The organism is Amycolatopsis sp. NPDC104819, from assembly GCF_055583145.1.
This window is the reverse complement of sequence record NZ_JBVJON010000005.1, coordinates 53,315-66,407: the sequence shown is the minus strand read 5'-3', so window position 1 is coordinate 66,407 and position 13,093 is coordinate 53,315. Positions and strand designations below refer to the sequence as shown.

The following is a 13,093-nucleotide window of genomic DNA, read 5'->3' as shown; positions in this document are numbered from 1 at the left end:
AGCCCCGGGTGTCAAGGCGCACGACGGCGGGTGTCCGCGCGGACACGGACCGGCTTTCCGGTGGTGTCCGGTGAAACGGCCGACGGTCACCGACATCGCGCGGGAGGCGGGAGTGTCCAAAGGGGCCGTTTCGTACGCGCTCAACGGACGCCCGGGCGTCTCGGAGGAGACCCGCCGCCGCATCACGGAGACCGCGCGAAGGCTGGGCTGGTGCGGCCCCGCGCCGGCCGGCACCGGCGTCACCGGCTTGGTGCTCGACCGGCCGCCGGAGCTGCTGCTGGGGGCGCTGCTGGCGGGGTTCGAGGCGGAGCTGCTGGTGCGGATCGCGCCGGACCGGGAGACCGAGCTGGTGGTGTACCGGCGGTGGCGGGCCGAGCGGAGGGTGGACGGCGTGCTGCTAGCGGGGCCGCGGAATGTGGCGGAGGTCGGCCTGCCGGCGGTGGTGCTCGGCGGGCCGGGCGGGGTGCCGGGCGTGCCGTCGGTGTGGGTCGACGACGTGGCCGGGGTGGGGGAGGTGCTGGAGTACCTCGCGGCGCTGGGACACCGGCGGGTGGGGCGGATCGCGGGAGCGGCGCCGTTCGCGGACGCGGGGGTGCGGGAGCGGGCGTTCACCGAGGCGGTGGCGCGGCTCGGGCCGCCGGCCGCGCGAAGGGGCGAGGCGCCGACCGTCCACCCGGGACATCCCGAACCTTCCGCCGGCGCGGTCCGCCGGGTGCTCACCAGCGACTCGGGACATCCCGAACCTTCCGCAGGCGCGGTTCGCCGGGTCCTCACCGCCGACCCGCGTCCCACCGCGCTGCTCTGTGACACCGACACCCTCGCCGTGGCCGTCCTCGTCGCGGCGCGCGAACTCGGCCTCTCCGTGCCCGGGGACCTCTCCGTCGTCTCCTGGGACGACACCCCGCTCTGCCGCCTGGTCCGTCCCGCGCTCACCGCCGTGCGGCGTCCCTTGGCCGAGCTCGGCTCACTCGCCGCGTCGGTCCTGCACGACCTGCTCGCCGGGGAACACCCCGGTGACGTCTGCGCGTCGCGGCCCCGGCTGATCACCCGGGGCAGCACCGGCCCCGCCCGCTGACGGACGGGACCGGCGCCCCGCTCAGCTGCCCTGGCAGGTCGGCGTCGGCTGGGCCGGGTTGGTCCCCGGCGCGTTGACGACCAGCCCGAACGTCGTCTCGCCGTCCGGCTCCACCCGGCCGTTCCAGTCGGCGTTGCGGACCGTCACCACCGAGCCCGACTGGCTCAGCGTGCCGTTCCAGACACTGCCGACCGTCTGGCCCGTGGGCAGGGTCCAGCCCACCTGCCAGCCGCGGTAGGCCGTGGTGCCGTGGTTCATGACCGTCACCGTGGCCTGGTAGCCGCCGCTCCAGGAGTTGGTCACCTCGTACATCGCCATGCACGAGCCGCCCGAGGGCGGGGGGTCGGTGGGCGTGGTCGGCGTCGTGGTCGGGGTGCCCGGCGAGTGGACGCCGGTGACTTCGCCGTGCCCGCCGTCGAACGTGACGTCCGAGCAGCCGTAGAACGTTTCGGCGCTGTCGGAGCGCTTCCACACCGAATAGATGACGTGCCGGCCCGACTTGCCCGATGGCAGCGCGCCGGTCCACTTGTACTGCCCGTCGACCGTGCCGACCTGGCCGGTCACCGGCGGGTGGTCGACGGTCAGGAACGGCTGGTCCTCCAGCGAGTCCCAGGTGAGCGGCTTCGAGGGATCCCAGCCGTCCTTCGTCACGTACGTGTAGAACCAGCCCGGGTGCGCGGCCCACGCGTTGTAGGAGAAGTCGAATGTGGCCCCGGCGGTGAGGTGCGTCAGCGGCCAGTCGCCGACCTGGTCGAAGCCGGCGTACCCCGGGTTGCCGCCGGAGCACAGCTTCCCGTCCGGGATGAACCCGCGTGTGCGCCCGGCGCCGTCGGAGCGCAGCACGGCGAACCAGTTGTACAGCGAGTTGGCGCCGCTGGTCGCCACGGCGGCCGAGCAGGCCGGGTTCTGCGGGATGATCTGGCCGGTCGAGCTGAGCCCGTCCTGCCAGCACAGGAACGTCCGGCTGCCCGGTTTCATCAGGGCGCCGTGCGCTTCGGCGGTGCCGGTGTTCAGCAGGATGGCCGTCAAGCTCGCCAGCAATACGGTGACGGCGGCGAGGATCGTACTTCGTCTCCTGGTCACGTCTGTCCCTTCGTCGGGTAGCGTGCGTCGAAGACTGGGAGCGCTCTCAAGGTCAGGATACGCGGTGGCACGCCTCCGGAACAGCCCGCGGTGACGGGCCCGGACGCCTTGGCCTACCTTGGCGGAGGCCGTCGATCACCGAGAAAGGCACAGCGTGGAAAGTCCGTCATCGGTTCCCGCCTGGGTGCGGGCCGAACCCGCCCGGCTGCTCGGTTTCGCCGCCCGCGCGGCGCACCCCGGCGGCGGGTTCGCCTGGCTCGACAACACCGGCCGCCCGGTGCTCGACCGGCCCGTCGAAACCTGGATCACCTGCCGGATGACGCACGTCTTCGCGCTGGCGTCCCTGCAGGGCTCGGACACGGGAGCGCAGGTCGACCACGGGGTGGCGGCGCTGACGGGCCTGCTGCGCGACCCGGACCACGGCGGCTGGTACGCGACGACAACGTTGTCAGAGAAGCGCGCCTACGAGCACGCGTTTGTCGTCCTGGCTGCCTCGAGCGCGGTGGCCGCCGGCGCCGAGGGCGCGGAACCGCTGCTCGCCGAGGCGCTTGACGTGGTCGAACGCCGGTTCTGGGAGCCGGGCCCCGGCCGCGTCGCCGACGTCTGGGACCGCGGCTGGACGCGGCTCGAGGACTACCGCGGGGCCAACGCCAACATGCACAGCGTCGAGGCGTTCCTGGCCGCGGCGGACGTCACGGGCGACGCGGTCTGGGCCGGCCGCGCGCTGTCCATTGTGGACAAACTGGTGCACGGCGAGGCCCGCGCGCACGGCTGGCGGCTGCCGGAGCACTACGACGCGCGGTGGCATGTGCTGCTGGACCACAACCGCGACGAGCCCGCGCACCCCTTCCGCCCGTTCGGCGCGACGATCGGGCACCTCTTCGAGTGGGCGCGGCTGGCGGTACACCTCAAGCGGGCGCTCGGTGACGGCGCCCCGGAGTGGCTGGTGCCCGACGCGGTGGCGTTGTTCGACACCGCCGTCCGCGACGGCTGGGCGGTCGACGGCCGGCCGGGATTCGTCTACACCACCGACTTCGCCGGGACGCCGGTGGTGCGCACCCGCCTGCACTGGGTGGTGGCGGAGGCGATCGCCGCCGCGTGGACGCTGCACCAGGAGACCGGCGACCCGGCCTACCTCGACCGGTTCGCGCAGTGGTGTGAACACGCCGAAGCCTGTTTCGCTGACCGGGAACTCGGGTCGTGGCACCACGAGCTCGACCCGGAGAACCGGCCCGCGTCGACGGTCTGGGCCGGCAAACCGGACATCTACCACGCGTACCAGGCGACGCTGCTGCCGGCGCTCCCGCCCGCCGCGTCGTTCGCCGGGGCGCTCAAGCCGCGCGGCTAGACTCGCCCGAGCCGTCTTCCCGACAAGGAGAACCATGTCGCCCTTCACCGCCGCCGGAAACCGGTACGCGGACATGCCGTACCGGCGCGCCGGGCGCAGCGGGCTGAAGCTGCCCGCCGTGTCGCTCGGCCTCTGGCACAACTTCGGGGACGACAAGCCCCTCGACGTCCAGCGCGCGGTGCTGCGGCGGGCGTTCGACCTCGGCGTGACGCACTTCGACCTGGCCAACAACTACGGCCCGCCGCCCGGCGCGGCCGAGGCGAACTTCGGCCGGCACTACGCCGCCGACTTCCGCCCGCACCGCGACGAGATCCTGGTGTCGTCCAAGGCCGGCTACCTGATGTGGGACGGCCCGTACGGCGAGTGGGGCTCCCGCAAGAACCTCCTCGCCAGCCTGGACCAGAGCCTCGCGCGCACCGGCCTGGACCACTTCGACGTCTTCTACTCCCACCGGCCGGATCCCGAGACGCCGATCGAAGAGACCATGGGCGCCCTCGACACCGCCGTCCGGTCGGGGAAAGCGCTCTACGCGGGCATTTCCAACTACTCGCCGGAGCAGACGGCGGCCGCGATCGCCGCGCTGACGGAGCTGGGCACCCCGCTGCTGATCCACCAGCCGTCGTACTCGATCCTGAACCGCTGGGTCGAGGACGGCCTCCAGGACACCCTCGACGAGCACGGCGTGGGGTCGATCGCGTATTCGCCGCTGAGCCAGGGCCTGCTGACCGACCGCTACCTCGACGGCGTCCCGGCCGATTCGCGCGCGGCCGGCGCGAGCCCGTTCCTCACCCGCGATCGCCTCACCGAGGACACCCTCGCGACTATCCGCGCGCTGAACGACGTCGCCAAGCGGCGTGGGCAGACGCTGGCGCAGCTGGCCATCGCCTGGGTGCTGCGCCGCGGCCGCGTGACCTCCGCGCTGATCGGCGCCAGCAGCGTCGCGCAGCTGGAGAACACCGTCGCCGCCATGGCCGACCTCGAGTTCACCGACGACGAGCTGGCCGAGATCGACCGGATCGTCAGGCGGTAGCGCAGCCGAGCCGCGCGGGAGCCACGGCCACGTCGTCGAACCACAGCGTGTCGGCGTCGGTGCCGTAGCTCTCCCAGCCCAGCCGCAGGTCGGTCACCGACGGGTGCCAGGCCCGCGCGAGCCACTGCTGGTCGACGTCGGGAGTCGCGACGCCGTCGGCGACCAGCCCGGGCACCGCCGCGGACCCGAGCCAGGTCCGCAGCTGCCCGGCGGCGCCGTCGAGCTCGAACTCGAAGCAGGACCACGTCCCGGTCGGCAGCGGGACGCTCTGCGCGACCCCGGCCGGGCTCTGCGCGGGCAGGGTCGCGTCGTCGGACTCGCGGTTCCACTGCAGCGCGTGGTTCTGGCCGCCGGCGCGCAGGTCGCGGTTGTCGACCGAGTCGTGCATCGCCAGGAAGGCGACGTGCCCGGCGGGCAGCGGGGTGGTGTGCCGGACCCAGAACCGGCCGAAGAGCGGACCGGTGCCGGGGACGCTCGTGCCGAAGAACGTGTGGTTGCAGTAGCCGCCCTGGCCGGTGACCTTCACCGACCGGCTGCCCGAGTGCGCGACCGTGCCGTCGACGGTGACCGCGCCGGTGCCCTGGCAGTTCGCCGCGCCGACGGTCCAGCGGCCGCCCGGGGCGCCGCCGGTCTGCTGTTCGAAGTCGTCGCAGACCACGGCTTGGGCGCACCCGGCGGGCGGTGGTGCGGACGTCGTGGTGGCCGGTGTGGTCGTCACCGGGGGAGCGGGGTCACCGCAGGCGACGCCGTTGAGCGCGAAGTCCACGGGATCGGGGTTTCGTCCCGGTGGCGGTGCCCTGCACGCCGAACGAAACGGAAGCGCCGGCGGGCAGCGCGGCGTTGTAGGGCAGGCTTTCGGCGGTGACCGCGGCGCCGGACTGCCGGACGGTGGCGTTCCACGCGGACGTCACGACCTGGTTCCCGGGCTGGTGCCAGGTGAGCGTCCAGGACGAGAGCGCGGTGGCGCCGTTGGTCACGGTGATCTCGGCGGTGTACCCGGTCTGCCACGCGTTGGCGCGGTAGCCGGCTTCGCAGGCCGGCGCGGCGGTGGCGGGACCGGCGGCGACCACCGCGGTGGTGCCCGCGGCGGCGAGGCAGAGCGCGCCGAGGGCGCCGGCGAACCTGGTCATCGGGTCTCCCGGGAGGCGGACGAGGACGCGGCCAGGGGCGCCGTGGCCTGCACCACGACGCCCCTGGGTGGTGGCCGCGTTCTGGCGAGGCGACCTGGCATGGGAGCGCTTCCAGCCGCCGAGAACGTAACCCCGGGATGTCCGGGTTGTAAAGCGCGACCCGGCCGCGGCCCGTTCCGGTGGCCCGTTTTCCGGCGACCGGCCGCTCCCGGCCTCCACTGAACGCTCCTGAACGGCCGAACCCGTTGGCGGGAAACCGATCCCGCGGTCGCGCTGAGCCACCGGCCGAGGCGGCCGGATGCCGCCGTTGGGGTGGATTCGGAAGAATCTTCCCCAAGATCGCGGCGGGCTTTACAGGGCCAGGGGTGGGCGGTACTGTCCAGCGCTGCTGGGAGCGCTCTCATGATAAGTCCTGCACAAGAAAGTGTTCGATGCGTTCCGGACCAGCACTGCTCGGCGCCTTCAGCGCACTCGCCGTCGTCGGCGCGACGACGGCCTTCACCCTCGGCACCCCGTCGCCCGCCGCCGCGGCCACGGCCTGCGAGGTCGGCTACACGACGAACGACTGGGGAACCGGCTTCACCGCCAACCTCACCCTGAGGAACCTCGGGACGGCGCCGCTGTCCGGGTGGTCGGTCAGCTACGCCTACACCGGGAACCAGCAGCTGCAGCAGGGCTGGAACGGCACCTGGGTCCAGAGCGGGAAGACCGTCACGCTTACCCCGGCGACCTGGAACGGGACGGTCGCGCCGAACGCGTCGGTCACCGCCGGGGCGAACTTCGCCTACAGCGGCACGAACACTGCCCCGGTGTCGTTCAGCGTCAACGGCGCGCCCTGCGGTGGCACCACGCCGACCACCACCCCGACGACCCCGACGACGACCACCACCACTCCGCCGCCGGGCGACGCGCCCGCGCTGCACGTCGCGGGCAACCGCCTGGCCGACCCCGCGGGCACCCCGGTCACCCTGCGCGGGGTGAACCGCTCCGGCGGGGAGTTCGCGTGTGTGCAGGGCAACGGCCTCTTCGACGGCCCGATGGACGCGGCCTCGGTGGCCGCGATCAAGAGCTGGCACGCCAACGTCGTGCGCGTGCCGTTCAACGAGGACTGCTGGCTCGGGCTGCCCAACGTCAAGCCGGAGTACGCCGGCGCGACCTACCGCGCCGCGCTCAAGTCCTATGTGGACCTGTTACACGCCAACGGTCTCTTCGCGATCCTCGACCTGCACTGGACCCAGGGTGTCTACACGGGAAACTCGTCGGCGTGCGCGGACGTGAACTCGACCTGCCAGAAGCCGATGACGAACACCGCGCATTCGGTGGACCTGTGGACCTCGGTCGCGACCGCGTTCAAGGGTGACAACGCCACGATCCTCGACCTGTTCAACGAGCCCTACCTCGACCGCGCCGTCTCCGGCTCCGCCCAGGCCTGGACGTGCTGGCGCGACGGCGGTTCCGCGTGCCCGGGCATCGGGTACCCGGTGGCGGGCATGCAGACGCTGGTGAACGCGGTGCGCTCGACCGGCGCCACCAACGTGGTCATGCTCGGCGGGCTCGCGTACTCCAACGACCTCACCGGGTGGCTGCAGTACCGGCCGAGCGACCCGGCGGGCAACCTGGTCGCGTCCTGGCACTCCTACAACTTCAACGTCTGCAGCTCGGCGTCCTGCTGGGACAGCCAGCTCGCGCCGGTCGCCGCGGCGGTGCCGCTGGTGGCCGGGGAGATCGGCGAGAACGACTGCGCGAGCGGGTACGTCACCGGTCTGATGGACTGGCTCGACCGGCACCAGGCGTCCTACCTCGGCTGGACGTGGAACACCTGGAACTGCGGCACCGGACCGGCGATGATCTCGGCCTACGACGGCACGCCCACCGCGTTCGGCGCGGGCATCCGGGCGCGCTTCCTCGCGGCGGGCTGAGCGACGGAGGGGCGGTGGGTTTCCGCCGCCCCTTCGCTCGGTCGAGTGAGAGAATGTCGGGTGCACGTGCACGAAATGGGTGCTCTATCACCCTTATGGGGTGGTGTGACCAGGTCCTTGGTGACGTCGTGGGCCCTTGCGGTCACGCTGCGGTACTGTCATCCGTGTGCACCAGTACGCCGGAAATCGTTGGATGAACGATGAGTCGACAGGTAAAACCAGGGAGTAAGCCCTACCGTGCACAACTGCGCGACCGGCTGGCCGCGCTGGGTTTCCCGGAGGCGGCGATCCCGGCCAGGGTGGCGGAGAACCTGATCGTCGAATGCCGGATCCCGCCCCGGACCGCGTGGCGGCTCGCGTCCGAGCTCTCGCTCGACGTCGCGGCGCACCAGTACAACGCCGTCACCGGCGACCCCAAGGCCGGCATGCGCGGCACCCGGATCTGGGAGTACGAGCAGTGGCCCGAACGCGGCGTCCGGCCCACCATCGCGGCCCTGCGCGTGCTCGCGCAGGTGTACGGCACCGGCTGGAAGTCCCTGCTGGGGTTGCGTGACCTCGAGCAGCTGCCGGAGAAGGAGCTTGCCGAGTACCACGCCGACGAACCGGCGCTGGTGACCGCGGTCGCCGTGCCCGAGCACGACGTCCCGCCGGCCCGCACCGCGGCGCCCCGCACCGAGCTGCGGCCGGAGGAGGACTTCGGCGCCGGCGCGCTCGACGACGCCATCCTGCTGACCAAGACCAACGTCGACGACGTCCAGCTCGACGACCTCTGGTCGGACCTCGACTTCCTCGGCAGCGCCTACACGCGCACCGCGCCCGACTCGATCCTCGGGCAGCTCGCCGTCATCGAGGAGCGGGCGTCGGCGCTGCTGAAGGGGCGCCAGCGGCCGAAGCAGACCCAGGACCTGCTCCTGGTCGGCGCGAAGTCCACCGCGATGATGGCGTGGATCGCCGGCGACCTCGGGCGGTACCGCCTTTCGCGCGAGCTCAACTCCGCGGCCTGGCTCTACACCCAGTACGCCGACGACTTCCTCGCCCGGCGCTGGGTGCGCACGTCGCAGGCGCGCGTGGCCTTCTGGTCGGGCAACGGCATCGAGTCCGCGAAGCTCGCCGCCGACGGGCTCAACTACCACGTCGGCGGCCGGCTGACGGACGCGCCGCTGATCCTCGCCGAGGCGCGCGGCTGGTCGTCGGTGCAGGCCGAGCAGCAGGTGCTGGACGCGATCGCGCGCTGGACCAGCATCGAGGACCCGGACCTCGGCGCGGGCGGCGAGGACCGGTTCTTCAACATCACGAAGGACCGCCGCCACTACATGGCCGGCACCTCGCTGCTGTCGGTCGGGCAGGCGTGCGCCGCGCTGCGCGAGTTCAGGACGGCCCGTGAGGCCTACGAAAAGCTGTCGCTGGAAAACCGCTGGGAGGCCATGGACCCCATGATCCGGATCGACACCGGCCGCGCGCACCTGCGGCTCGACGATCTCGACGGCGCGGCCGCCCAGGTGGAACCGTTGCTGGCCACGGACGTGGCGAAGCAGCCGGACATGGTGCGTGCCATGCTCAAGGTCCTGGCCACCGAGCTGACCGGACCGCGCTGGCGCGCGGCCGCGACGGCCCGGAGCCTCGCCGAGGCTCTCCTGGACGCCCAAGCTTCGGCTCGGTCGTGACGGGCGACCCGACCCGGATGGAGGTGCCGCGGATGGCACCGGAGGGTTCCCCGCGCCCGCAGGACGCTCCCGTCGAGCCGGACTGGGCGTTCGAAGGCCACACCCGCCGCCACGTCGTGGTGGTCGCCGACCGGTTCGCGCGGTTCGCCCGCGGCGACCGGGTGCTGACCATGTCGGACCTGCTGGCCATGCTCACCTCCGGCGCGCCGGAGGTGGAAGGCTGCCACTGGGTCGTGCACGTCGGCCAGGGCATCGACGGGACCGACTGCGACCTGCTCGAAGCCGCTTGCGAAAAGAGCGAGGCGTCGGTGCGCCTCGCCGACCCGGCCGCGTTCCGGCAGTCCCTGGCACACCCGGGGGTGGTCCACAAGGACCGGCCGGAGAACGTGCTGCTGGCGGGCGTGCACAGCCCGGTGGCCACGCACTGCCGGGCCGAGCTGCGGATCCACCGCGACAACGAGCTGATCCTCGACCACCACACCGGTGAGCACGTGCAGGGCATCGTGATCATCGAGGCGATGCGGCAGATCTGCATCGCGCAGTTCGAGACCGCGGTCCGCCCGCGCCTGGGCGCGCCCGCCTACGCGGGTGTGTGGAAGCGGATCGACCTGTCGTTCCAGGACTTCCTGTTCCCGCTGCCGGCCACGGTCGAGTCGCTGATCGAGGAGTCCGACCTCAGCCGCGACAGCAACCTCAAGTTCCGCGCCAGCACGGCGGTCCGCCAGCACGGACGCACCGTCGCCACCGCCGGCATCGAGTACTCGATGATCGGGCAGGGGCGCATCGACACGCTGGAGCGCCGCAAGGCCGACCAGGCCACCCGCGCCTACCTGGACTGACCCGAAAACCCACTCCGGAAGGGAAACCACACCACGATGTCCGAAGCGCAGCAGCAGGACCGCTCGGCGTCCTTCGCCCAGGGCCTCGAGCTCATCCGGCGGCTCGGCGGGGTCGAGCGGCCGGCCGTGCTGGACCTGTTCGCGAGCATCGGGGAAGCCGAGTTCGGCGAGCAGTGCGTCGGCTTCATCTACGGCGACGTCTACCACCGCCCCGGCCTGCCGCTGCCGGACCGGCAGCTGGCGACCGTCGCCGCGCTCACGGCGCTGGGCTACGCGGGCTCCCAGCTGCAGTTCCACGCCAAGGCCGCGCTCAACGTCGGCTGCACCCGCCGCCAGCTGGTCGAGACGGTCATCCACATCAGCTCGTTCGCCGGCTTCCCGGCGACCCTGAACGCGCTGGGCGAGCTGAAGGCGCTGTTCGAAACCCTGCCCGCGGACGAGACGCCGGCCGAGACCACCGACGTGCCGTGGGCGGGCATCGAAGACCGCTACGAGCGCGGGCTGGCCGCGATGAAGGCCGTCGACGGCGACGCGGGGGAGAAGGTCGCGGAGGCGCTGAAGGACATCGCCCCCGACCTGGCGACCTACATCATCGAGTTCACCTTCGGCGAGATCTACAGCCGGCCGCACCTGAGCCTGCGCCACCGCGAGATCGTCACGATCGCCGCGTGCGTCGCGCTGGGCACGGCGCTGCCGCAGCTGAAGGTGCACATCCACGGCCTGCTCAACGTCGGCGGCACCGAACAGGAAGCGGTCGAGACCGTGCTGCACCTGGCCTTCTACTGCGGGTTCCCGGCCGCGCTCAACGCCATCGCCGCCGCGCGGGAAGTGTTCGCGCAGCGGTGAGCGGGCTGCGGAAGGTCCACGTGGTCGCCCTCGACTGCGACGGCGTGCTGATCGACGACACGTACCTGGCCATGATCGCGCGGTTCGTCACCGGCCACGGCGGGGTTTACGACGCCGCGGCGGAGCGGGACGTCATCGGGCTGCGGGACATCGTCGTCGCCGAGAAGGTCACCCGGCTCTGCGGGCTCGACCAGCCGGCCGAAGAGACCCTGAAACAGCTGTGGGCCGCCCGGCAGGACTACCTGGCCGAGCACCCCATCCGCGTCGCCGAAGGCGCGCGGGACTGCCTGGAGGCGCTCGGAAAGCTCGACGTCCGGCTGGTCTGCTACGGCGGGCGGACCCGGGAGCACACCTTCGACCGGCACCTCGGCGACCTCGTGGACCTGTTCGACCCCGAGGTGCCGTACGTGAGCATCAACGAGCACCGGCCGGGGGTCGAGCACATCACCCGGACCGTGCTCGGCGCCGGGTTCGACGAGATCGTGTTCGTCGACGACGTCAGCCGGGTGGCCGAGGACGCCCGCGCGCACGGCGCCGGGTTCATCGGGTTCCCGTCGAGCCCCGCCCACGCGCGGCAGCGGGAGTTCATGGCCGGCCACGGCGTCCGGCACCTGCCGGGCTCGCTCGCCGAACTGACCCCGGAACTCGTGGAGATCGTCGACGCGGAGCTCGCGAGTTCGACACACTGGCTTCGTTGAGGAGTTCCCGCACCCTTGGAGCCGCTGTGAAGTATTTTTCCCTGCCGCGTCCCGGCGCCCAGCTCGTCGTGGGCGAGCGCGACACCCCCGAGCCCGGCCCGGGGCAGGTGCTGGTCCGGATGCGCGGGTGGGCGGTCAACGCCCGCGACCTGATGATCATCAAGGGCTTCTACCCGAAGCCGGTGAAGGCGGACGTCGTCCCGCTGTCCGACGGCGCGGGCGAGGTCGTCGCGGTCGGCGAGGGAGTGGGCGCCTGGTCCGCGGGTGACCGGGTCGCGGCGACGTACTTCCCGGACTGGCAGTCGGGCCCCGGCACGCCGCACAACACGGCGGACGACCTCGCCGGCACCCTCGACGGGGTGCTCGCCGAGTACGCCGTCTTCCCGGCGGACGCGCTGGTCGCCGTCCCCGCCCACCTCGACTACGCCGAGGCGGCGACCCTGCCCAGCGCCGGCGTGACGGCGTGGCGCGCGGTGGTCGAAGAGGGCCGGCTGGCGCCGGGCCAGACCGTGCTCACCCTGGGCAGCGGAGGCCTGTCCACGTTCGCGCTGCAGTTCGCGGTGCTCGGGGGCGCCCGCGTCATCGCGACGTCCAGCTCCGACACGAAGCTGGAGCGGCTGCGCGCGCTCGGCGCCGCCGACACGCTCAACTACACGACGACGCCGGAGTGGGGCGCCGCCGTGGCCGAGCTGACCGGCGGCGGGGTCGACCACGTCGTCGACGTCGGGGGCGGCGGCACGATCGGCCAGTCGATGATCGCCGCGCGCTATGGTGGGCACGTCACGGTGGCTGGCGTCCTGACCCACGAGGGCGCGGCCGACCCGGTGCTCGTGCTGGTCAAGCAGCTCACCCTGCGCGGGCTCACCAACGCCTCCCGCGCGACGTTCCAGGCGATGAACCGGGCCATCGAGCAGTCCGGCCTGCGGCCGGTCGTCGACCGCCGGTTCGCCTTCGACGAGGTCGAGGACGCCCTCAAGCACCTCGAGTCCGGCGCGCACGTCGGCAAGGTCGTGCTGGAGAGCGCCTGAGGGCGCGGCCGCTGTCCCGCGGGTAAGTTTTGCCGGTCCGGCTGGGTATATCCGTACCTCCGAGGCGCGTTTCCGCAGGTAAACGCGGTGTGGCCGGGCGAAAAAGTCCTCTTTCGGCAGGACTGGCGGCCGCGGGCCGCACCGGGGAGAGTGATAGTCACCGGGACAGCGCCCGAGCAGGCTGCGGCTGCTGGGAGCGACGTCCGGGTCTGGGGGCGCGGGGAGGGGGTTTCAACCGCCTGGGGGTGGGTTGAAACCCCCTTCCGGCCGACGCCGGTCCGCGCACCCCCGGACTCCTTCCTCACCGCGCCCCGCCCACTTGGGTGGCCCGCGGATCCCGCTTTGAAGCCGCCTCGGCGAGGCTGAGGCTCCGTTGGCTCCCGCGGTCGTGTGGCGACCCCGCCTCGACGCGGCTGTGTCCCGCGCGGTCTGG

12 protein-coding genes are annotated in these 13,093 nt (G+C 72.5%); 9 read left to right on the top strand and 3 right to left on the bottom strand.

Features of this window, described 5'->3' with window-relative positions:
* The first annotated feature begins 70 nt into the window (after positions 1 to 70).
* A complete protein-coding gene (locus tag ACZ63E_RS16470) occupies positions 71 to 1,075 on the top strand; it encodes a LacI family DNA-binding transcriptional regulator (RefSeq protein ID WP_465336814.1) in 1,005 nt (334 codons plus the stop codon).
* A gap of 21 nt (positions 1,076 to 1,096) precedes the next feature.
* On the opposite strand, the gene ACZ63E_RS16465 is transcribed toward ACZ63E_RS16470, so the two are convergent.
* Positions 1,097 to 2,158 (bottom strand): lytic polysaccharide monooxygenase, encoded by a 1,062-nt coding sequence (locus ACZ63E_RS16465; protein ID WP_465336813.1) that lies wholly within the window; start codon positions 2,156 to 2,158, stop codon positions 1,097 to 1,099.
* 154 nt (positions 2,159 to 2,312) lie between these two features.
* On the opposite strand from ACZ63E_RS16465, the gene ACZ63E_RS16460 reads away from it, so the two are divergent.
* Both ACZ63E_RS16460 and ACZ63E_RS16455 read left to right on the top strand, forming a co-directional pair.
* Positions 2,313 to 3,506, top strand: a complete 1,194-nt coding sequence (locus ACZ63E_RS16460; protein ID WP_465336812.1) for an AGE family epimerase/isomerase — start codon at positions 2,313 to 2,315, stop codon at positions 3,504 to 3,506.
* A gap of 34 nt (positions 3,507 to 3,540) precedes the next feature.
* Positions 3,541 to 4,536: an aldo/keto reductase gene (locus ACZ63E_RS16455; protein ID WP_465336811.1), complete on the top strand. Its 996-nt coding sequence runs from the start codon at positions 3,541 to 3,543 to the stop codon at positions 4,534 to 4,536.
* Here ACZ63E_RS16455 and ACZ63E_RS16450 read toward each other — a convergent pair.
* Both ACZ63E_RS16450 and ACZ63E_RS16445 read right to left on the bottom strand, forming a co-directional pair.
* Positions 4,526 to 5,302: a hypothetical protein gene (locus ACZ63E_RS16450; protein ID WP_465336810.1), complete on the bottom strand. Its 777-nt coding sequence runs from the start codon at positions 5,300 to 5,302 to the stop codon at positions 4,526 to 4,528. The two genes, ACZ63E_RS16455 and ACZ63E_RS16450, sit on opposite strands and share 11 nt — an antisense overlap.
* Entirely contained in the window at positions 5,268 to 5,666 is a 399-nt protein-coding gene (locus tag ACZ63E_RS16445; RefSeq protein WP_465336809.1) for a cellulose binding domain-containing protein, read from the bottom strand. Before ACZ63E_RS16445 ends, ACZ63E_RS16450 begins: the two co-directional genes overlap by 35 nt.
* Positions 5,667 to 6,097: 431 nt before the next feature.
* Here ACZ63E_RS16445 and ACZ63E_RS16440 point away from each other — a divergent pair, with 431 nt between their 5' ends.
* The 6 genes from ACZ63E_RS16440 to ACZ63E_RS16415 all read left to right on the top strand — a co-directional run bounded on the left by ACZ63E_RS16440 (position 6,098) and on the right by ACZ63E_RS16415 (position 12,660).
* Complete coding sequence (locus ACZ63E_RS16440; RefSeq protein WP_465336807.1) at positions 6,098 to 7,585, top strand: cellulase family glycosylhydrolase; 1,488 nt, start codon at positions 6,098 to 6,100, stop codon at positions 7,583 to 7,585.
* 200 nt (positions 7,586 to 7,785) lie between these two features.
* Positions 7,786 to 9,249 carry a hypothetical protein gene (locus tag ACZ63E_RS16435; RefSeq protein WP_465336806.1) on the top strand — a complete coding sequence of 488 codons (1,464 nt, stop codon included), beginning with the start codon at positions 7,786 to 7,788 and terminating at the stop codon, positions 9,247 to 9,249.
* 32 nt (positions 9,250 to 9,281) lie between these two features.
* Positions 9,282 to 10,088: an AfsA-related hotdog domain-containing protein gene (locus ACZ63E_RS16430; RefSeq protein WP_465336805.1), complete on the top strand. Its 807-nt coding sequence runs from the start codon at positions 9,282 to 9,284 to the stop codon at positions 10,086 to 10,088.
* A 36-nt stretch (positions 10,089 to 10,124) separates the two neighbouring features.
* A complete protein-coding gene (locus ACZ63E_RS16425; RefSeq protein ID WP_465336804.1) occupies positions 10,125 to 10,934 on the top strand; it encodes a carboxymuconolactone decarboxylase family protein in 810 nt (269 codons plus the stop codon).
* Positions 10,931 to 11,632 (top strand): HAD family hydrolase, encoded by a 702-nt coding sequence (locus ACZ63E_RS16420; RefSeq protein WP_465336803.1) that lies wholly within the window; start codon positions 10,931 to 10,933, stop codon positions 11,630 to 11,632. The genes ACZ63E_RS16425 and ACZ63E_RS16420 overlap by 4 nt, the downstream gene beginning before the upstream one ends.
* A 26-nt stretch (positions 11,633 to 11,658) precedes the next feature.
* Positions 11,659 to 12,660 (top strand): zinc-dependent alcohol dehydrogenase family protein, encoded by a 1,002-nt coding sequence (locus ACZ63E_RS16415; RefSeq protein ID WP_465336801.1) that lies wholly within the window; start codon positions 11,659 to 11,661, stop codon positions 12,658 to 12,660.
* The last annotated feature ends 433 nt before the right edge of the window (positions 12,661 to 13,093 follow it).